We start from the raw sequence: 21,165 nt of genomic DNA, 5'->3' as shown, positions 1-21,165 counted from the left end.
CGCCCACCGTCATCCCCTGCGCTCGGCTCGACAACACTCCTGTGGGGAGGTACGGGCGGCGTGGCCGTGGAGGTTCAGCCCTGCTGCCCGACGGTCCACACGGCGGCGTCCGCCGGCTCCGGCGGGGTCAGCAGGAACGCCACCGCCCGCTCCAGCACCTCCGGCAGCGGAATGGCCGGCGGCTCGTCGACCCGGGACAGGACGTGCCGCAGAAGGCCCGGTTCGGGCGCCAGACCGTACTCGTCGAGGTAGTACGTCACCGTGTCGGTCCAGATCCACTGCCCGTCGGTGCGGTAGCCCATCGGCACCACGCCCCGGCGCTCCTGGTCCACCACGTCGTCCATCAGCATCGGGGTCAGCAGCACGGGCGTCCCCGCGCTCAGGTAGCGGGCGACGGCCTCACGCTCGGCGCCCGCCGCGAGCCGGGGGTGCTCCGGCTCGAAGCCCGGGCCCGTCACCGGATCCACGTGGTCGAACACCGCCGCGAGCTCGAAGCCCGCCCGCACCGTCTCGGACATCCCTGCACTCCTCACGACTCGCCGGTCCTCCCTTCCTCCGACGGCCCGCCGGTGGCCGGAGGTTCACCGGCCGGTCCGCCGACGCCGCCCAGGTCGATGCGGAAGCGGTCGGGGGCGGCCGGGCGGATCCGGTCGGCGGGCGCGACGGCGTCCCGCCGGCCGAGCCAGGTACGCAGGCGCTCCGGGGCGGGGCGGATGGCACCGACCTCGTGGAGCAGCACCCGCGCGGGGCGCCCCGCGTCGGCGTCCGACGGCTCGACGGCCACCACCTCGAAGCTGCTCCCCGGTGCGAACACCACGGTCGGCTGCTCGCCCGGCTCGCCGAAGGCCGAGGTACGGCGTCCGCCGACGGACCAGATGGCGAACTCGATCCCGACGTCCGCGCCGAGATCGGCGCCCGCGGTGGCGATCCCGCTGACCGGGGCCGGCTCGGTGAGGACCGTGCCGGGGACGTAGGCGGCCAGGTCGGTGCGGCCGGCCGGGGCGGAGGCCAGCACGCCGCCGTAGTGGCTGGGCAGCCGGCGCAGGCCGGCGGCCAGGCAGCGCAGGTACGCGGCGGGCGGGCCCGGCGTCCCCGCCCGCGCCGCCGCGGTGAGTTCGGCCCGGCCGGCCGGCACGCCCGCGTCGGTGTGGTGCAGCAGGACGGCGACCAGCTCGGGCCGGGAGTCGTCGTCGTCCGTGACCGAGCGCAGCCCGGGCAGCCTGGTCGTCGCGTCGTCGGTGCGGCTGGCCCAGCGCTGGTAGGCGGGCCCGAGAGCGGCGACCAGCGCCGCCCGGTCCTCGGCCGGGGTCGCGGGCCCGGTCTCGTCGGGCAGGGGCGTGGCGTGCAGGGGCGTGGGGGGCTCGGGGAGGAGCGCGGCCGCCACGTTCGCGCCGGGCTCGGGTGCCCCGGCGGCCTCTGCCGCCGACTGCGGGTCGGGGCCGGGCTGCGGGTAGGGCTCGGGGGCGGGCTGCGGGTCGGGGGTCGGTTCGGGCTCGGGGAGGGTCTCGTGAGCGGCCCCCGGCACCGGCTCGGCACCCGCGGTGAGGCTGTCGGCGCCCGGCTCCGGCGGTCCCGCGGCCGTCGGCGCGGCGGCGGTCGTCGTAGCAGCTCCCGATGTCGTGGCAGCGGTCGTCGTAGCCGCTCCGGACGTCGTGGCCACGGCGACCGGCCCGGGCGGGACGGCGGGCACACCAGGCGCGGCGGGCGGCTGCACCGGCTCCGGCCGGAGTGGCAGGACGGCGGTCGCGTCGTCGGCCCCGGCCGGCGGCTCGGACACCCGCCCGGTCACCGGACCCGGCACGAACGGCGGCGCGGCCGGCGCCGAAGGCCCGGCGGGCGCAGCGGGGACAGCGGGGACAGCGGGGACAGCGGGCGCAGCGGGCCCGGGCCCGGGGACCGGGACGAGCACCGGCGCCACCGGCCCGACCACGCCCTCCGGGCCAAGCCAGTCGAGTCCGTGGATCCGCGCGCAGAACCGCCCGACCGCGTCCGAGGCGACGTCCGGCATGCCCGCCACCGCGAGCGCGAGCCGGGGCGGCCCGACGGGTGCCGGGCCCGGCGGCACCGCCCCGAACGGAGTCGCACCGAACGCCGTACCGGCCGGTGCCACGGCGAATGCCGCACCGAGCGGGGGAAGCCCGGCGAGCACGCCGCCGAGTTGCGCCCAGGCGTCCTCGGTCACCGGCCGGCCGGCGTCGCCGATGAGCAGGACGGGCTGCCGGGGGTCGGGGCGGCGCAGCCGGGGGCCGCGGTCCACCGTCCCCTCCGGGTGCAGCCAGAGGCCGGCCGCGACGGGCTCCAGCTCCCAGCCGGGGAAGGCCGGATAGCGCACCGGACCGTCGTCCTGGGGGGCGCCAGGCCGGGTGCGCCGGCCGACGGCGGTCACCGTCCGGCCGACCGGGCAGGCGGACAGTTCGGTGAGGTACGGCTCCCAGCCCGGCGTGCCGTCGGCGGCCAGGTGCACGGTGCGGTGGCCGGTGGCGTCGGCGATCGGGAGGCCGACGGCCGCCCGCACCTCGCGGCCGAGCGAGGAGGCCAGCACCGCGGCGAGTTCGATCAGGTCGACCGGCGCTGCCCAGGGGAGGCTGAGCAGAGGCCGGTCCGCGCCGACGGTGTCGAGCAGGAGGGCGGTGGCGTTCGCCAGTTGGACGGCGGTGGGCAGTCGCCCGTCGGGCTCGCCGACCACGAGCAGGAGGGTGCCGCCCGGGGCGGCAGCCCGGTCGAGTACGGGCGGGCGGGTGTCCGGGGCGGCGGCGGTCACCCAGAAGCCGCCTCCGGGCAGCGGAGTGATCGTCGCGGCGGCCGGCCAGCGTTCGCCGAGTGCCTCGGCCGGCCCGCCTCCGGGCCGGCACCGCCACCAGCAGCCGCCCGGCGCCACGAGGGTGCCGTCCTCCTCGACGGAGACCACCGCGTCCGGCGCGACGACCGTCAGCCCCGTCCGCCCGGCGAGCCGTTCGGCGGGGCGGCGGCCGTCCGGCCCGGTCGCGGCCAGTCCGGAGGCGGCCAGCACCAGGGTGTCGGCGCCGCGGGCGGCGGCGGTCCGGGCCAGTTCGTCCAGGGACCCGAGCAGGACGGGTGCGGCGTCGGCCGCCGCGGCGAGCAGCAGCAGGGTGCCGGGCTCGGCCCGTACCGGATCCAGGGCCGCCGCCAGTCCGGCCGCCTCCGCTTCGGGCGGGGCGATGACGAGGTGCGGGCCCACCGCGCGGAGCGTGGACCGCTCGGCGGTGCCGGATGCCGGCGGGGTCATGGGCCGGCCCCCTTTCTGGTGGTTGCGGCCGGTCGGCTGCTTGCGGCCGGTCGGGGCGGGGCGGCGCGCCCGGGCCCCGACGGCCCGGTCGTCGGATGCCGGCCGGGCCGCCGGGAGGACGCGCCTGCCGGGACTACGGCCCGGACGGGTCCAGCGGTTCACCCTCCGCCGCGGCCAGCCGGCCGGTCTGCACCTGCACGGTGCGCCGGCGGGTGATGTAGAGGCCGCGGCCGGCGGGGAACTGGCGGGGCTTGAGGTTCCCGAACAGGTAGCCCTCCGAGGGCGGGCAGGAGAGCAGCAGCGAGGGCGAGTTGACCTCCTGGAGCTTGCGCAGCAGCGGGTCGCCGAGGGCGCGTCCGATGCCGTTGGCGCCGCGGGCGACCACCAGGTGCAGGCCGATCTCCGAGCCCTGGGCGAGGTCGTCGAGCAGCGCCGCGAACGGGTGGGCGCCCGATCCGGTGCCGACCAGGTCGTAGTCGTCGACCAGGATGAACAGCTCCGGCCCCTCCCACCAGTCGCGCAGCTTCAGCCGCGCGGGCGTGATGTCGGCGGAGGGGATGCGGTTCTTCATCGCCCGGGAGGCGCCGTCGACGATCTGGCGGAGCATGTCCACCGCGACGGCGTAGCCCAGCCGGTACTCCTCCGGCACGCTGTCGTACAGCTCGCGGCGGTAGTCGACCAGCATGATCCGCGCCTCGGAGGGCGTGTACGCGGTGGTGATGGCGTTGATCATGAGCCTGAGCAGGTTGGTCTTGCCCGACTCGCTGTCGCCGACCACCAGCAGGTGCGGGCTCTCCTCGAAGTCGTGCCAGAGCGGCGCGAGCTCGGTGTCCTCCAGGCCGATCGGCACCCGCAGCCGGCCCGTGGGGGCAGGCAGCAGGCCGGCGTCGAGGGTGAGCGGCAGCATCCGCACCTCGGGGGCGCGCGGGCCGGTCCAGTGCGCGGCGACGGCGTCGACCAGGTCGGCGACGCCCTCGCCGAGGTCGTCGGCGCGGCCGGCGCCGTCGATCCGGGGCAGCGCGGTGAGGAAGTGCAGTTGCTCGTCGGTGAGGCCGCGGCCGGGCACCTTGGGGACCTTAGCCGCCGCGCGCATGTTGATGACCGAGTCGACGGAATCGCCCAGCCGCAGTTCGAACCTGGTCTGCAGCTGGTCGCGCAGGCCGCCGGCGATCTCGCCCCAGCGAGTGGTCGCCACCACCAGGTGGACGCCGTAGTTGATGCCGCGCTGGGAGATCAGGGTGAGCGGCTGGACGAGGTCGTTGAACTCCTGACGCAGCGTGTTCCAGCCGTCGACCACCAGGAAGACGTCCCCGTGCGGGTCGTCGGGCAGCTCCCCGGCGGCCTTGCGGCGGCGGAAGGAGGTGACCGAGTCGATGCCCAGCTCGGCGAAGTACTTCTCCCGCCGGGTGATGATGCTGTTGATCTCGGCGACGGTGCGCAGCACCCGCTCGCCGTCGTGCCGGCCGGTGACCCCGCCGACGTGCGGCAGGCCACGCAGGGCGGAGAGCGTGCCACCGCCGAAGTCCAGGCAGTAGAACTGCGCCTCGCGCGGGGTGTGGGTGAGCGCGAGACCGGTGATCAGGGTCCGCAGCAGGGTGCTCTTTCCGCTCTGCGGGGCACCGGCGATGCCGACGTGGCCGCCGGCACCGGCGAGGTCGGCGGTGAGCAGGTCGCGCAGCTGCTGGAACGGGCGGTCGATGACGCCGACCGGGATGCCGAGCGCGCCGTGGCTCCGCGCGTCGGCGGTGGTCAGGCCGCGCTCGGGGTGCGGGACGAGCGGCGGGAGCAGCTCGTCCAGGGTGGGCGGCGCGCCCAGCGGCGGCAGCCAGACCCGGTGGGCGGGCGGGCCGGCGTCGCGCAGCCGGTCGGCCGCGATCTCCAGCAGCGTGCCGGCGGCCTCCTCCTGCACCGGCTCCTCGACGGCCTGCGGCCGTTGGCGCGGCGTCAGGTACTCGGTCCCGTACGCGACCACCTGGCCGGCCAGGGCGGCCTGCTGGGCGGCGCGGCGCTTGGGCCGGTAGGGGCCGGAGACGTACGCGGCCTTGAACCGGGTCAGGGTGGAGATGTCGCTGCGCAGGAAGCCGTTGCCGGGCTGGGGCGGGAGCTGGTAGGCGTCGGGCACACCGAGGACGCCCCGGCTCTCCATCGCGGAGAACGTGCGCAGGCCGATCCGGTAGGACAGGTGAGACTCCAGCGCGCTCATCCGGCCCTCGTCCAGCCGCTGCGAGGCCAGCAGCAGATGCACGCCGAGTGAGCGGCCGAGCCGCCCGATCATCACGAACAGCTCCATGAAGTCCCGGTGGGCGGCGAGCAGTTCACTGAACTCGTCGACCACCAGGAAGAGCGTGGGCAGCGGCCGGAGCGGCATCCCTGCGGCTCGCGCGGTCTCGTACTCCAGCAGCGAGGCATGACCGGACTCCCGCAGCACCTCCTGGCGGCGGACGAGTTCGCCGTGCAGGGCGTCGCGCATCCGGTCCACCAGGGCCGCCTCGTCGGCGAGGTTGGTGATCACCGCAGAGGTGTGCGGCAGGGTGTCCAGGCCGAGGAAGGTCGCGCCGCCCTTGAAGTCCACCAGGACGAAGTTGAGCACCTCGGAGGAGTGCGTCATCGCCAGGGCCACCACCAGGGTGCGGAGCAGCTCGGACTTGCCGGAGCCGGTGGCACCGATCAGCATGCCGTGCGGGCCCATGCCGCCCTGTGCGGACTCCTTGAGGTCGAGGTCCACCGGGCGGCCGTCCGGGCCCAGCCCGAGCGGCACCCGCAGCCGCTTGGGGATGCCGCGCTGCGCCCAGAGCGCGTCCACGTCCAAGGCGTGCAGGTCGGGGATGCCGAGCAGGGCGGTCAGGTCGAAGTCGGTGGCCAGCGGCTCGGAGACGTCCACGGTGTCGGCGATCCGGTAGCGCGCCAGCAGCGCGGCGAGCCTCGTCGCGGCGGGCAGGCCGAGCGCGTCGGGGCGGCCGAGGTCGGTGTCGACGTCCTTGCGGTTGCGGTCCGCGCCGACCATGGCCAGCCGGCCGCCTTCGATCCGCAGCCGCAGCGTGGTCCGGGCCGCCCGCCATTCCAGGTCGCCGGTGAGGTCGATCAGCACGGTGTTGCGGTAGCCGGCGAGCGCGGCGCGGCTGCCGGAGTGGGCACCCGGGCCGTCGAGCACCAGGACGGTGAACGGCTCGTCGCGGTTCGGCACGGCGTCCGGCTCCCAGCCGGGTCGGCCGGTGAACTCCTCGCCGAGCAACTGCTCCAGCTCGACCAGGCTGCCGGCCACCAGCCGGACCGGGCCGGAGCCGTCGCTGTCGGTCGGGTGCAGCGCGTGCGGCAGCCACTTGGCCCACTCCCACTCCGTGCGGCTCCCCGGCCCGGCGACGACCGCCGTCCGCAGCTCGTCCGGCCCGTGCACCACGGCGAGTTGGGCGAGCACCGCGCGGACCAGGGCGCGCGCGGCGTCGGGGTCGTCGGCCTGCAGCAGCAGCCGGGCGAAGCCGCGCAGGTGGATCGCCATCGGCTGCTCGGCGACCGTCCCGTAGGCGTGGATGAAGCGGCGCAGCGCGTGCGCGCAGAGCGGTTCTAGGTCCTCCACGGGCTTGGTCGACAGCGGCGCCAGCGGCGTCGCCAGGCGCTGGGAGCCGAGGCCGATCCGGACGTCGCTGAAGTCGGGGTGCGTGGAACGCCGCTCCCAGAGCCGCGTGGTGCCCACCAGCGACCAGAGCTCGTCCGGTGCCGGGTGCCGCCAGGCCAGTGCCCGGCGCTGACCGTCGATCGAGCGCCGCACCTGGCGGCGGATCTGGGACAGATAGCGCAGGTAGTCGCGCCGTTCGGCGCGCAGCAGCTGCTTGCGGTCGCTGGAGCCGCGGATCAGCTGGGTGACCAGCATGCCGACCGCGGAAAGCCCCATCATGCCGACGGCCACGTAGCCGAGCACTCCGCCGCCCTCGCTGCCGCCTGGGTGCAGGAACATGAAGACCATCGACAGCGAGCCGAGCGCCATCGGCATCATGCTGATCACGCTCGCCATGCCGCTCTGCTTCTCCGGCAGACTCGGCGGCTCCTGCAACTGCACCTCGCCGTCGGGCATCTCGGGCCCCGGACGCCGGGGCGTCCGCTTGACCAGAACCACACTCACCTCGGGGCTCTCCTCACTGCCGCTGCCGTCCCTCCTGGCTGACGGACCGCGGACCGCCACGGGTTCAGCAGACCTCTGAACGCTCGGGGCCGCACCACCCGTTCGACAGGACGAGAGTCATCGCGAACGGACCGCGGACCTGAGGAGTGGCGTGAGCAGCAGTGTGGTGGCAGGACTGTGCCGATTGAGGTTCCACGTGCCGGGGGCAGTCCTCGATCTCGCCGTTCCGGCCGACGTGCCGCTCGCCGACCTGATGCCGGCCGTCCTCGGCCACGCGGGCCCCGACCTGGCCGAGGAGGGTCTGGACCACGGCGGCTGGGTGCTCCAGCGGCTCGGCGAGGAGCCGCTGGACGAGGAGCAGAGCGCCGAATCCCTCCACCTGCGCGACGGTGACGCACTCCACCTGCGGCCCCGTCACGACGCGCTGCCGCCAGTGCACTTCGACGACCTGGTCGACGGCGTGGCCACCGGGATGAACGAGCGCGGCGACGGCTGGCGCCCCGACCTCACCCGGCGGCTGGCCCTGGCCGTGGCGCTGCTGGCGCTGGCCGGCGGCTGGGTGCTGCTTGCCCTGCCCGGTCCGGGCGGGCCGCGGATGGCCGCGTCCGCCGCCACTGCGCTCCTGTTGCTGCTCGGAGCGGGCAGCGCCTCCCGGGCAATGGCCGACGCGGGCGCGGGCGCCGCGCTGGGGGCGGCCGCAGTACCGTACCTGGCGCTGGCGGCGCTGCTACTGCCCGGCGGCCCGGGCGGGCATGACCTGCTCGGTGCCCGGATCCTGGCCGCGTCCTCGGCAGCGGCCGGCGCGGCGGTGCTGGCACTGGCCGCGGTCGGCGGCGCCGCGCCGCTGTTCCTGGGGCTGATGCTGGTCGGCGGGTTCGGCGTGTCGGCCGGCGTGCTGGTCCTGGCCGGCCTGACGCCCGAGCAGCTCGCCGCAGTGCTCGCGGTGGTGGCGGTCCTGGTCGGCTCGTTCGTCCCGTCCCTGGCCTTCCGGCTGTCCGGCCTGCGGCTGCCGATGCTGCCGCGCAACGCGGAGGAGCTGCAGGAGAACATCGAGCCCTTCCCGGCCGCCGCCGTCCTGCCGCGCAGCCTGGTCGCCGACGACTACCTGATAGCCCTCCACTCCGCGTTCGGGGTGCTCTGCGCCGTCTGCCTGACCTCGCTCGCCCTCACCCCGGGCTGGGCCGCCCCCACCCAGGCCGCCGTACTCAGCCTGCTCCTGCTGCTGCACGGCCGGGCGATCGGCAGCATCCGCCAGCGCCTGGCCGTCCTGCTTCCCGGCGTGTACGGCGCCGCCGTCCTGCTCGCCCGGCAGGCCGCCGACGTCTCGCCGACCGCCCGCCTGGGCGCCCTGCTGGGCACCCTGTTGGCCCTCTCGGCCGCCCTGCTGGTCGTCGCCTGGACCGTCCCGGGCCGTCGCCTCCTCCCCTACTGGGGCCGACTGGCGGACGTCCTGCACACCCTCACGGCGCTGGCCCTGCTGCCGCTCGCGCTGATCGCGTCCGGCGCCTACCACGCGGTGCGGGCCATGAGCGGCTGAGCTCCACCCGTACACGTACCGGGTCCGAGAACCTAAGGAGAGTACCCATGCAGTCCCGACGCGACCAGGTACAGGCCCACATGTTCGTCATGAGCAGGCTGGCGTCCGGCATGCTCCGGGCCGAGCCCGACGCTCCCGACACACCCACCGGCCGCACCACCCGGGGAGCCCTCGGCGGCCTCGTGATCGGCGTCCTGCTCGGGTTGGGGGTCGCCGTCTACGGCGCGGTGAAACCGGGCGGGGACGGCACGTGGGCCAAGCCCGGGACGCTCGTCGTGGTCCGGGAGAGCGGCGCGCGCTACCTCTACCTGGAGGGCGCGCTGCACCCCGTCACCAACCAGGCGAGTGCCAGGCTCCTGGCCGGGGAGCAACTGACGGTCCGGGAGGTCCCCGAGGCCGCGGTGCGCAGCGCCGAACGCGGCCCGGCCGTGGGTCTGACCGGTGCACCGGACGCGCTGCCCGGGCCGGACCGGCTGGCCCGGGACGGCTGGCTGGCCTGCGGCACCCGGCAGGCCGCCGTCCCGCCGGCCACCGCCGCCACGCCCCAGCTGGTCCTCACCGTGGCCCCGGCCCGGCAGGGCACCGCCCTGGGCGCCGACCAGGCCGTCCTGGTCAGCACCCCCGACGGCGCCGTGCACCTGCTCTGGCAGGGCCGCCGGCTCCGGGTCGACCGGCAGAACGGGGCCCTGCAGTCCCTCACCCGGACCACCGTCACCGCCACCCCCTACCCGGTGACCGAGGCACTGCTCGGCACCCTCCCGGCCGGACCGGACCTCGCCGCTCCGGACATCCCCGGGCGGGGCGGACCAGGACCCGCCCTGTCCGCGCGGCCCACCCGGGTCGGGCAGCTCTTCACCGACCCCTCCGGCGGCCACCACGTCCTGACGGCGGCGGGCCTCACCCCGCTGACCCCGCTTCAGTACGACCTGCTCCGCGCCGACCGGCGGACCCAGCGCGAGGCCTATGCCAGCGAGGCCGATGCGCCGGCCTCGATCGGCGCCGACGACCTCGCTGCCCACACCGCCCCCGGGCCCGGCCTGCCCGGCGGGCTGCCCACCGAGCGGCCGGTGCTGGTGGAACCGGGCCGCGGCCAGGCGGTCTGCGCGGTCGTCCGCCCGGGCACCGGCGTCTCCCCGGTCACCGACGTCTCCCTGCTGGACGCCGGTTCCCTCGGCGGCCGGCTGCCGGAGAGCCAGCCCGGGGTCGCCCCGGGCTGCGCGGCCGCCGACCGGATCGCGGTACGACCCGGTTCCGGTGCGCTGGTCCGGGCGCTTTCCGGCGCCGACACCGGCTCGTCGGAATACCTGGTGACGGACAACGGCGTGAAGTACCCACTGCCGGCCGCCGGCCGCCAGCAGCTCGGATACGGCGGAGCACCGGCCCAACCCCTCCCGCAGGCCCTTCTGGCGCTGTTGCCCACCGGGCCGGTTCTGGACCCGGCCGCGCTGACCCGACAGGTCGTCGGACCGCAGCCCGGAACGAGCGGCTGCCCGGGCTGAACCGAGGCACTTCGCAGGCCCGTTGACACAGATAACCCGCTAGAGAGGAACTCCGATGAGCACTCCCGCGCCCGGCACACTCAGTGTGCAGGACCAGGCGATCATGACCGCGCTGCAAAGTCTGGAGGGACAGATCTCCGCGATGATCACCTCGGGCCAGACGGTCGAGCGGATCAACATGGAGATCGCCGCCAACTACGTCTCCGGCGCCAGCACGAAGTTCCAGGCGAACGTCAACGACTGGGTCGACCGCTACAAGAAGGTCATGCAGGCCTTCGACCACCTCACCTCGAACCTGGGGCGGGCCCGCGAGGTCCTGAACAAGGCCGAGGAGGACGCCCACGTGGCAGGCGGCAACTGGGGCGCCTCCGACGGCGTCTACAACGCCCTCAACCAGCACTGACCGGTTCCAGACCCGCAGAGAGGAAGAGTTCATGCCCGGCCCCTCCGACATCCAGCTCAGGCACGAGTCCATCGACGAGGCGTTCCAGGAGCTGCTGAACGCCGCCAAGACCATGCAGGACAACCTGGGGAACCTCGTCTCCCAGCTCAGGGTCCTGGACACCACCTCCGGTCAGTACCACGAGGCCTTCAGGACGTTCTTCGACGTGGTGGACGCCAATTCCCAGCAGATGCACGACGACATCCACAAGGGCGCGATGGCCCTCGAAGAGATGAACCAGACCATGCGGTACGCCGACCGGGCCGCCGCCGCGGGCTTCTGAGCGGAGTACTCATGGCCAAGGAGTTCCGGACCGACGACGACAGCATCACCACGCTCGAGGGACAGGTCCGCGACTGGTCGGCCTGGGTCAACGGCAGCGCGTCGCCGTTCCCGCCACCGCCCAAGGACTGGCCGCACCAGAACCTGATCAAGATGCTCCAGAACTTCGCCGCCGGTGGCGAGGGAGCCGGGATCGACGGCGGCGCCGACGGATACATCAAACTGCTGGGTGCGGCCGGCCTTTCGGCCAACACCGACATGCAGAAGGGCTTCCAGGCCTACACCGCGGCGATCAACGCGCAGCTGCAGGCCATCGGCACCTCGCTGGACAACATCGTGGTCGGCCTGGAGATGGCCAAGGTGAAGTTCCACGACGCCGGGGAGCACACGCTCACCGTCGCCGAGATGTTCGCGATCCTCAGCCCGCCGCAGCCGCCAGGGCCGCCGCAGGTGGGTCCGCCCGGGCCGCCGCAGGTGGCCCCGCCCGGGCCGAAGCCCGCATGAGGCCGCCCGGGGCCCGGCCCACCGCCGGGCCCCGGGTCGTACCGAGTTCTGTCCATCGTCCCGTGGGAGTGTGAGTCGAGTGTCCGAGCAAGCCACCCCGAGTCATCCGTGGGAGGACGCGCTCAAGTCGTTCGGGGACACGCTCGGCGTGACCCGGGACAGCGTCGCGGACCTCGCCGTCGCCGACGACTGGATCAAGGGCGACATCTACTGCAGCACGGATTCGCCGTCGAGCGCCCATGACGTCAACCTCAGTCTCATGCCCCCGGACAACTCGTACGTCGTCTACGTGGCCTTCAACGCGAACTGGAAGGGCAACGGCGACGGCAAGCCCGGGTTCGACGATCCCAGCAACAAGTGGGACCAGTTCTGCGGTCGGGCCGACCTCGTGCTGAAGCCGCTCGTGGCCGGCGGCCAGAACGCCGCCACCAGCGTCGGCAGTATCGAGGCGGGGCTCTACCTGGCCACCAACCTGGACGCGTTCATCACCGAGATGCGGAGCAGCGTCCACAAGTGGGCGGACACCCTGGACGTTCCGGACAGCGACTTCCAGGGGAGTGCCGCTGGGCAGCTGAAGTCCTATCTGACCAGCATCGAGGAGGCCCTGCTCCGTCTCGAAGTGTCGATGACGGTGCACGGCCAGCCGTCCGTCCCGCTCGTGAAGGCCATGCTCGCCCTGAAGAAGGGGTACCAGGACCTCCTCACCGCCCGCCAGACCTGGGGCAACCACAAGATATACCCCTTCGGACCCGTGGCGTCGCCCGTGAGCTGCCTCAGGGGCGGCCTCATGAAGCTCGCAAACCCCACCATCGCGACGGTCTCGGGCGACAAGAAGAACTTCCAGGTCACGGCCAGCGGGCTCGACGTCAAATCGGAGGCCTTCCGGCACGCCGTGGAACAGACCGCCAAGCAGATCTGGATCTCGTGGGTGGAGAAGGATCTCGACGTACCGGCGGCCGCCGTCACGAGGGCGCTGACCGATGCCTTCCACGACGTCGCCACGGCCGTGAACGTCAAGATCACGACGCAGACGCCCTCCCCGGGCGCCATGACCCCACCTCCGGGAACGGGCGGCGGCGACGGATCCGGGGGGAAGGACGGCACCGACGGCGGCAAGGACGGCGGGGACGGGGGCGGTGACAAGAAGCAGGACCTCACCGCCCCGCCGCCGCCGAACCACACCAGCACCCCGCCACCGCCACCGCCGCCGAAGAACGTGCCGCTCACCCCGACCCCCGTCCCCGGAGGCACCGCCGGAACGAAGCTCCCGCTGCTCGACTCCAACGGCAAGCAGCTGCTCGGCCCCGACGGCAAACCGCTGACCGCTCCCCCCGGCTCGACGATCAACAGCAAGGGCCAGGTGATCGGCCCGGACGGCAAACCGGTACTCGGCCCGGACGGCAAACCGCTCGTCGTCCCCAAGGGCACCGTGTTCGGCCCGCCCCCGATCACCGTCCCCGCCGGCAACGGCCCCTTCACGGTGCCGAAGGGGTCCACGATCAACGGCGACGGCATGGTCATCGGCCCGGACGGCAAGCCCGTCCGGGACGCCCGGGGCAATCCGGTGTACGCCGGGAACAAGTCCTCGATCGACAAGGACGGCCGGATCGTCGACGCCAACGGCACGCCGATCAGCAGTCAGGACCAGCTGCTCGCCGACGAGGAGCACGTCCTGAACCAGATCCTCTCGCCGGGCGGGACGGGCGGCGGGACCGGCCTCATCCCAGGACCGTCGGTGGGCGGTATCCGCTGGCCCGATCCCGTCGGCACCGGGCTCACCGACGACTGGCCTGGCACGGTCGGCGTCAGGACCGGGTCCGGTGGGCTCCCCGGCCTGTCGTCGGCGTCGAAGGACGGCGCCACCAGCGTGCCGCTGACGGTGTCCGGCAGCTACTACAACGGCAACGCCCTGACCCACGGCGGCATGGTCAACTCCCCCAAGGACCAAGCCGCCCTGATGGCCGCCGAGAAGGCTGCCCTCGCACAGCGCACCGTGGCCGGTCAGCGGACCGCCGCGGCGGCCCTCGCCGAGGAGGAGGCCCAGCTGATGGGCCGGTCCATCTCGACCACCGGCGGAACCGGCATGCCGCCGATGATGCCGCCAGGAGGTGGGGCGGGCGCCGGCGGACCGCAGAACGGCCAGGAGCGGCAGCGCACCACCTGGCTGGCCGAGGAGGAGGAGGTCTGGGGCACCGAGAGCGGTGCCGTCGACGGGGTGATCGGACGCTGAACGCGCCCCGGTGCCCCGGCCGTTCCTCCCCAGGGAAACCCTGAATCCCACGGAAGTCCTGAAACGACGCGCGCCCGGCCCGACCCGCGGGACCGGGCACGCGTGCCCCACGTGACCGAGAGGTGTGTCGATGGCGGTCTCCCCGTTCGCCGAACAGATCGAGCAGGCCATGGCGACGCTGCGCGAGCAGCAGGCCGAGCTGGCCGAAACCACGAAGGAGCTCCAGGAAACCACCGTCTCGGTGACCTCGAAGGACCGGCTGGTCACCGCCGTCCTCGGGGCTCAGGGCCAGGTCGTGTCGCTCACGTTCCACACGACCGCCTACCGCTCGATGGCCCCGGCCCAGCTGGCCGACGTCCTGACCGACGTGCTGAACCGGGCCCGGGCCGACATGGGCGCCAAGGTGCTGGAGTCGATGCGCTCCTTCGAGGGCCTCGGCGAGATGCTGCGCACCTCGATGACCGGCGGCACCGAGCTCGACGAGCTGCTGGCACCGCTCCAGGCCATGCGCCCGGGCCTCCCGACGGATCCGCACCGCCACACCCGCCAGGAGGAGTTCCGTGGCTGAGTTCACCGCGCTCGCGGACTTGAAGACGGCCTTCGACAAGTTCGGCTCGATGACGGCGCTGCTCGGCACGCTGGAGGTCCACGTCGACCAGATCAGCAAGTACAACAGGGATTCGGGCGGCCACGACGAGATCGGCAACCACTACCACGCGACCGTCGACGGGCCGACCAAGAACCTCACCGACCTGCTCGCCCAGGTCCGCGCGGCCGTGAAGAAGGTCACCACCTCCGGCACGGAGAGCAGCGACCTGTTCACCAAGACCGACGACGACCTGACCGGCATCGCCTGACGCCGGACCCCGGCGGGCCCGGCAGGGGCCCGCTCGACGGGCCCCGGCCGCCCCCGGGGCCGCTCCCCCCCGATCCGCCACCCGCCACCAGGAGCACGTCCCGCCATGTCGATCATCATCCCGGAAGGCCTCGCCAGACTCTTCCACGGCCTGACCGGCATGGCGTGGCCGGAGGCCGACGAGGACAAGCTGCGCGCGGCCGGCGACGACTACCTGGCCGTGGCCCGGGACATGCCGCAACTGGCGGACTACGTCCGGCTGATGGTCGGCGTCTGCGACCAGAAGTTCTCCGGCGAGGCGGCCGACGCGTTCAAACAGACGACCGGGCAGCTGGTCGGCTACGGCGGCGGCGACAACTACCTCGAACTGGCCGGCAAGCAGGCCGCTGACCTCGGCAAGACAGCACACGAAACGGCCAATCAGGTCGAGTACGCCAAGTGGATGACCATCGCCCAGCTGGTCCAGCTGGCGGCCGAGATCGCCTGGGCGATCGCCGCGTCGCCGTTCACCGGCGGTGCCTCGCTCGGCACGATCGTGGCGGCGCGGCTCGTCGCGGAGGGGGCCATCCGCAAGATCCTCGCCTGGCTGCTGGACCGGATCGCGATGCACACCTTCATCAGCATCATGGGTGGCATCGTGATGGACGGGATCATCCAGAGGATCCAGATCAACAAGGGTCACAAGGACACGTGGGACAACGAGGCCACCCTCCAGGCAGTGAGGTTCGGCGCGCTCAACGGCCTGATCGGCGGGCCGCTCGCCCTGCTCGGCAGCGGGCTGGGCCGGCTCTTCCGGAACACGGTCGGCAAGAGCCTCGGCAAGTCGGGCGGCCGGGAGCTCGGCAACGGCCTCGCGCACGTCTCGAACGGGCTGGCCAAGGACGGTCTCGCGATCGCCCGCAAGGACGGCCTCAACGCCCTGGGTCGGGACGCCGCGCGGACCGCCGGGAACAGCGCGACGCGCACCGCGGAGGCGGCCGCCGGGAACGCCGCCCGGGCGGCCGAGCACGCGGCCGCGAACGAGGCCGCCCGCGGGGCGGGCGGTGCCGCCGGCCGCGCCGCGGGCAGCGGCGCGGAGCGCGCCGCCCGCGAGGTGTCGTCCGCGCTGGAGAGCGCGGCGTCGCACGGGGCCGGCGCCGGCGAGAAGTGGCTCGGCAAGGACGCGGCGAGGGCGTTCGGCGACGAACTGGGCCGGACCATCGGCAAGTACGCCGACGAGTTCGGCAACGGCTTCGCAGGTGGCCTGCGCGAACTCCGCGCGGACGCCGTCGGCCGGTTCTCGCGTGACATGGGCGCGGTGTTCGAGAAACACCTCGGTGGCCTGCTCGGCAAGGAGGAGGCCAGGGCACTCGGCCGGGACTTCGGCCGCGCCATGGCGGAGGGCGGCGGCCAGGGCGCGGCCGGGCACGAGGCCCTGGGCAAGGCGCTGGGGGAGGCGCTCGGATCCTCCGGGCTGCACGGCGGAGCCGTCAACGAACTCGTCCGGCAGGTGCCCGGTCTGATGGGCCGCGCGGGCGGGGACACGATGGTGTTCAAGCTGGGCTACGCCCTCGGCGGCTACCTGCACGGCGGTACGCAGAACCTGCTCACCGAGGGGTTCTACAACCTCAGCTTCGGCCCCGACCACACCTTCTCGGTGACCTGGGAGACCTTCGCCTCCGGAGTCGGCATGGGCTTCCTCGGCCACATGGGACGCCTGGCGGGCCAACCGCTGGGCGAGCGGTACAAGACCTGGGTGCACGAACGGCTCGCCGACCCGGCCGGAATGAACGCCGACAGCAAGCACTACGGGCCGCTCCACCCCCTGACCCTGGCCTCCATGGCGGCCAACCTCACCGGCATCTCCTCGCCGCTCCCGGTGCCGCGGCCGCAGCACGCGCCCGCAGCGGCGCCCTCGGCCCACCCCCACGGCGAGGGGACCGGCCGGCCCGCCACCGTCGGCGGCGACAAGCCGTCCGGGGCTCCCCGGGCCGACTCCCGGTCCGCCCCCGGCACGGCCCCGGCGGCGGCGTCGGTGCGCACCACCGGAGGCACCGACCCGCAGGAACGGTCCTCCACAACCCCTCCGTCGGACGCATCGTCGCACGCCTCCTCGTCGTCGCCGAAACCGGGTGACCACGGAGCCCCCGAGGCACCCCGCAAGGTGTCGACGGTCGCCTCCGAGCGGCAACCGCAGCAGCCCGCGGCGCCCGGGAACCAGACCACTGTCGGGCGGGACACCACCGCCCCGACGGTCACCGCAGCGGGCACCAGCACGTCAACGGCCGAGCACCGGCCGTCCACGACCCCGGCCCAGCCGCACGGGCCGGCCACCCGCCCCGACAACCCGGCCGGCTCGCCCGTCCCGACGGCACACGGCCCGGCGGACGGCGCCGGGGAGGTCCCGGCCCCGGCCACGGTACCGACCTCCGATTCGAGGACCGGTCACGATCCCGATGCTCCCGCCGAGCAACCCGGCGCCCCGACGGCCGACGACGCGGCGCCGAGCGGCCACCAGGACCAGCCGGGCCATCAGCCCGCGCCGACGCAGCCCCACGCGTCCGATCCACCCACCGGTGCGCCGGACGACCCGCACCCCCCGCTGCCCACGCACACGCCGACGCCCACGCACACCGCGTCCGGCCACGCCTACCACTACACCCCTGCACCCGAGCACGGTGGTGCCCGTCCGGACGATCCGCGCCACGACGAGTGGCGGCAGGCCCAGCGCGACCTCCAGAACGCCTACGACGCCAAGCTGGCCGACGCGGCCGAGAACCCACCGCCGGACCCAGCCACCGGCCATCCCCGGGACCAGCAGGCCGAGGAACTCCTGCGCCGCACCTTCGCCGAAGGATCCCTCCACTTCCCCGAGGCGGCCGGCCCCGGCCTGCCCGTCGCCGTCCAGCAGCGCGCCCGCAACCTGATGTACGAGCAGCTGGCCGCCCGCCCGGCGTCCCGCGAACAGATCCTCGCCGACCTCGACGGGGTGGCGCGGGTCGCCGCCGTCCGCGAGGCGGCGGTGCGGGTGGCGATGCAGCGCTTCGAGCGGACGGTGACGGAATGGAGCGCCCCGCCACACGCGCTGGAGGACGGCGTCGCCCGTGAGCCCGGGACCGGGCCCGCCGACCTGCCGCCCGCCACCCTGCACCTCATCCGCACCGAGATGTCGGGTCGGTTCCGCGAACGGGCCGAGGAAGCCGTCGCCCAGCTCTACACCAGGGCCGAGGACCTCACCGATGCCCGCAATGCCCAGGCCCAGCAGGCCCTGGACCGGCTGACCGGCCGGCTCGGCGCCGACCTGGACCTGCGTGCCGACTACGAGCGCGCCCTCGACCGGGCCACACACCTGACGACCGAGGCGGAGGCCTCCTGGTTCGACCGGGCCGACCCCGCCGAGCGCGAGCTGCTGGCGTCGCTCGGTGTGACCGGGCGACCCGAGCTCTCCGCCGAGAGCCTCACCCTGATCGGGGACTCGCTGCGCGACCGGCTGTCCGAGGACTTCGAGGACTTCGCCGGTTCGACGCACTCCGCCACGGCCGCGTTCCGCGAGCGGCGCGAGGCCGTGGACCTCTTCGAGCGGGCGCTGACCGACCACGCCGCACGCCTGCCCCGCGAGTTCGCGATCCAGGCGGCCCGCGAGGCGGCGATCCGCCAGGGTGTGGACGCCGCGCTGAACGCCGTCTCGACCTGGCCCGAGGGCGGTGGCCGCGCCCGGTTGGACACCGGACTGGCCGAAGCCCTCGGTGTCACCGAGCAGCACGTCCAGCAGGCGCGCGGCGCCGTCACCCGTGACCTGGCGGCCGCACTGGACCGGCGGGTCACCGAGCACTTCGACCTGTCCCGCCGCACGGTCGACCTCAGCGACCTCACCGACACCGCGCGGCTGCACGACCGGCTCTCCTACGAGGCCGCCCGCGCCGCGGTGCTCAAGGACGCGGCCGGCACGGCCCGGCACGCCACCTGGCGCAACGGCACCCTGTCCGACCACGGGGCCGACCGGGTCCGGGAGGGCCATGCCGACCGCGTCACCAAGGCCTTCGACGAGGTTTTCACCGGGCCCGCCGACCTGACCGGTCCCGGAGCGGCCGCGAAGGCCGACCGGTGGCGCGAGGAACAGCGACTCCTCACGGAGGAGTTGGACGAGCGGGTGGCCTTCGAGGCGGACATCCTGCCCGCCCTGCGCGATGCCGCCGACGGCTACGAGGACCTCGCGGCCGCGCACTCGCTCGGCGAGGAGCTGATCGCCTCCTTCAAGCGCGAGTACGGGGCCGATTTCTTCGACAGGTACCGGGAACTGTGGGGCCCGAGGAACCTGGACCCGGCCCACTGGCGCGCCCACGAGCGGGCCCACGAGGACACCTTCGCGCACGAGGAGCGCGGGCCAGGACGAGCCGACGCCACCGAACGGGACACCGTCACGGAGCCGACCGGAAGCACGGAGCACACCGACCACAGCGCGCTCACCCGGCCGACGCCCGACGAGACCCCCGCCGGTGCCACCGACCTCGTCTCCTCGATCGAATCCGTTCTGAGCAGTCCCGCCCCGGCCGCCGCTCGCACCTCCGGGCACCCCGATCTGTGGATCCCGCACCCCAGCATGCCGCGGGAGGCCCGTCTCCGGGTCGAGGAGTCACTCGCCCGTTTCCCGGCCGACGAGGACCACTTCGTCGTCGCCATGGAGATTGGCCCAAGCGGACCGCCGCACACGGCGCCGGAGCTCGCCGAGCGGCTGTACCGGGAGCACCGGGCCGACCGCTGGGACGGCGTCACGCCGATCCGCTTCGTCGCCTGCCGGCTCGCCACCGACCACGCGAAGTACGTCCAGGAGGTCGTCGACATCCTGGCAGCCAAGTACGGCCTGTCCACCGACGCCCTCGCCGCCACCGGCAAGGTCGTGTTCGCCCCGAACGGCGCCACGCACCGCGGCGCTCTCATCGTGGCCGATCAGGTCGGCGTCGACGCCTCCGGCCGGATCAGAGTGGTCGCCGGCCCCGGCCACTGGCAGGAGTTCAGCTCCCACCTGCCGTCGACGGACAAGCAGCCCGCGCCGCTTGCGGCCGACTACCAGGTGGTGTCCGCCGACCAGGTCCACGCGCCGATCGACGGCGCGGTGAGCTTCGGTGAGAACGAGAACCACGCCGCACGCACCCGAGCGGTCTCGCACGGCCTCCGACCGGAGACCGTGAAGTTCCTGTTCGACGACGGTGCGCAACCGCACGCCCTGGAGCACGAGCTCGGTCGGGTCCCCGACTGGGTCGACCGACGCGAACTCGGCAAGTGGCTGGTCGGCTTCGAGTACCCGAAGCGCGCCCGCATGCTGCTGCAACTCAACCGCATGGTCCACGACGGCACAGGAGCCAACGGCGACACCCTGCTCTATCTGGGCGGAGACGCCGACATCGAGACGCCGTTGTTCACCACCGGCGCCAACAACCTCACCTTCGTCTCCCTCAATCCGGAGGCGCTCAACGGCGACCTTCAGCACGACGAGAAGATCCGGACGACCAACCTGGAAACCCTAGAGAAGGACATGCGCCGCGCTCTCGGGCCGTACGTCGGCGACGGCCACAGCATCGACGGCCCACAGCGGGACGGGAACCGGGGCAGTGTGTTCACCGTCCGCTCCGCGGACGACGAGGCAAAACTGACGGTCACCATCCGATCCGAGACCTACGACGAATTCGTCCAGGCCGTACTGGACCGCCGGTTCGCCGTCGTCATGGACAAGGACTCCTGGCTGCCGGGCTGGAAGAACGGCGACCGCAGAGCCGTCGCAGCAGCCGTTGCGAGCCTGCTCACCCCGGACGGCCACTGGCTCGGCGGGACGCACGGGCCGGGGTTGGACGCCACCACGCCCGTGCCGGGAGGTGCCTTCCGCGACCAGGCACTCTTCGCCGATCCGGGCGATTCGATGACGGTCGGTGACTGGAGCGGCTCGCAGTTCGCCCACCTCCGCCGGCTCGGACCGCCGGAGGCCGGTATCGCCGAGCCGCAGAACGCACCGGACCAGGCGTTCGAGGAGCTCTGGGACAGCACCCGGGCGCTCACCGACGAACACCTCTCCGGTCAGGCGCCCATCGACCTCGGACGCTACCGGGGCATGATCGAGGTCCTGGAGCTCACGCTCCCGTACCACTCCACCGTCACGGAGATCGACGGTCAGGGACCGGAGGCCGTCTGGCGGCTCGTTGACGGCCTGACCGAGCGGCTCGTCGACCCGATCACAGGCGCCGGCGACGGGAGGATCGGCGCCGCCGACCTGCGCCACGACCTGTGGAAGGTCCTCAGCGGGGACGAAGAGCTGCCATTCAGCTGGGATCTGCCGCAGGCCCGTCCGTTGTCGGAGTTCGGGAGCGGGCAACCGGGTGTGTGGGTCCGGGATCCCTCGGTCGACGGGAACGCGCAGTCGCGGATCGAGCAGGCCCTGTCACACCTCCCGGTCGACACCGGCCGGTTCGTCGTCGCCATG

At 73.8% G+C, this 21,165-nt stretch carries 12 protein-coding genes; 9 read left to right on the top strand and 3 right to left on the bottom strand.

What is annotated here, in order from left to right:
* Positions 1-74: 74 nt before the first annotated feature.
* The 3 genes from ACZ5WK_RS26070 to eccCa all read right to left on the bottom strand — a co-directional run bounded on the left by ACZ5WK_RS26070 (position 75) and on the right by eccCa (position 7,316).
* On the bottom strand, positions 75-518 hold the full coding sequence (locus tag ACZ5WK_RS26070) for a hypothetical protein (RefSeq protein WP_465550586.1): 444 nt from the start codon (positions 516-518) through the stop codon (positions 75-77).
* An 11-nt stretch (positions 519-529) separates the two neighbouring features.
* Positions 530-3,247 (bottom strand): hypothetical protein, encoded by a 2,718-nt coding sequence (locus ACZ5WK_RS26065; protein ID WP_465550584.1) that lies wholly within the window; start codon positions 3,245-3,247, stop codon positions 530-532.
* A 133-nt stretch (positions 3,248-3,380) separates the two neighbouring features.
* Positions 3,381-7,316: a type VII secretion protein EccCa gene (eccCa, locus tag ACZ5WK_RS26060; RefSeq protein WP_465550705.1), complete on the bottom strand. Its 3,936-nt coding sequence runs from the start codon at positions 7,314-7,316 to the stop codon at positions 3,381-3,383.
* 199 nt (positions 7,317-7,515) lie between these two features.
* On the opposite strand from eccCa, the gene eccD reads away from it, so the two are divergent.
* From eccD to ACZ5WK_RS26015, 9 genes are all read left to right on the top strand, one after another.
* A complete protein-coding gene (gene eccD / locus ACZ5WK_RS26055; protein WP_465550582.1) occupies positions 7,516-8,901 on the top strand; it encodes a type VII secretion integral membrane protein EccD in 1,386 nt (461 codons plus the stop codon).
* A 47-nt stretch (positions 8,902-8,948) separates the two neighbouring features.
* Positions 8,949-10,400, top strand: a complete 1,452-nt coding sequence (gene eccB / locus ACZ5WK_RS26050) for a type VII secretion protein EccB (protein WP_465550580.1) — start codon at positions 8,949-8,951, stop codon at positions 10,398-10,400.
* 55 nt (positions 10,401-10,455) lie between these two features.
* On the top strand, positions 10,456-10,803 hold the full coding sequence (locus ACZ5WK_RS26045; RefSeq protein ID WP_465550578.1) for a hypothetical protein: 348 nt from the start codon (positions 10,456-10,458) through the stop codon (positions 10,801-10,803).
* A gap of 31 nt (positions 10,804-10,834) precedes the next feature.
* The gene (locus ACZ5WK_RS26040) at positions 10,835-11,125 is read left to right on the top strand and encodes a WXG100 family type VII secretion target (RefSeq protein ID WP_465550576.1); all 291 of its coding nucleotides are present in this window, start codon (positions 10,835-10,837) and stop codon (positions 11,123-11,125) included.
* Positions 11,126-11,136: 11 nt separating this feature from the next.
* Entirely contained in the window at positions 11,137-11,628 is a 492-nt protein-coding gene (locus ACZ5WK_RS26035) for a hypothetical protein (protein WP_465550574.1), read from the top strand.
* A gap of 79 nt (positions 11,629-11,707) precedes the next feature.
* The gene (locus ACZ5WK_RS26030) at positions 11,708-13,858 is read left to right on the top strand and encodes a hypothetical protein (protein WP_465550572.1); all 2,151 of its coding nucleotides are present in this window, start codon (positions 11,708-11,710) and stop codon (positions 13,856-13,858) included.
* 130 nt (positions 13,859-13,988) lie between these two features.
* Positions 13,989-14,426 carry a YbaB/EbfC family nucleoid-associated protein gene (locus tag ACZ5WK_RS26025; protein ID WP_465550570.1) on the top strand — a complete coding sequence of 146 codons (438 nt, stop codon included), beginning with the start codon at positions 13,989-13,991 and terminating at the stop codon, positions 14,424-14,426.
* Positions 14,419-14,715 (top strand): hypothetical protein, encoded by a 297-nt coding sequence (locus ACZ5WK_RS26020; protein WP_465550568.1) that lies wholly within the window; start codon positions 14,419-14,421, stop codon positions 14,713-14,715. The genes ACZ5WK_RS26025 and ACZ5WK_RS26020 overlap by 8 nt, the downstream gene beginning before the upstream one ends.
* Positions 14,716-14,820: 105 nt before the next feature.
* Positions 14,821-21,165, top strand: a 6,345-nt coding sequence (locus ACZ5WK_RS26015; protein WP_465550566.1) for a WXG100-like domain-containing protein, incomplete at its 3' end; no start/stop codon positions are given.

This window comes from Kitasatospora sp. NPDC032757 (assembly GCF_055579305.1).
This window is presented reverse-complemented; position numbering and strand designations above follow the sequence as displayed.

Bases quoted from the DNA above. Each gene is read 5' to 3' on its own strand.
- ACZ5WK_RS26040 (WP_465550576.1), top strand. From the start codon at position 10,835: ATGCCCGGCCCCTCCGACATCCAGCTCAGGCACGAGTCCATCGACGAG.
- eccB (WP_465550580.1), top strand. From the start codon at position 8,949: ATGCAGTCCCGACGCGACCAGGTACAGGCCCACATGTTCGTCATGAGC.
- ACZ5WK_RS26070 (WP_465550586.1), bottom strand. From the start codon at position 518: ATGTCCGAGACGGTGCGGGCGGGCTTCGAGCTCGCGGCGGTGTTCGAC.
- ACZ5WK_RS26045 (WP_465550578.1), top strand. From the start codon at position 10,456: ATGAGCACTCCCGCGCCCGGCACACTCAGTGTGCAGGACCAGGCGATC.
- ACZ5WK_RS26035 (WP_465550574.1), top strand. From the start codon at position 11,137: ATGGCCAAGGAGTTCCGGACCGACGACGACAGCATCACCACGCTCGAG.
- ACZ5WK_RS26025 (WP_465550570.1), top strand. From the start codon at position 13,989: ATGGCGGTCTCCCCGTTCGCCGAACAGATCGAGCAGGCCATGGCGACG.
- eccCa (WP_465550705.1), bottom strand. From the start codon at position 7,316: ATGCCCGACGGCGAGGTGCAGTTGCAGGAGCCGCCGAGTCTGCCGGAG.
- ACZ5WK_RS26065 (WP_465550584.1), bottom strand. From the start codon at position 3,247: ATGACCCCGCCGGCATCCGGCACCGCCGAGCGGTCCACGCTCCGCGCG.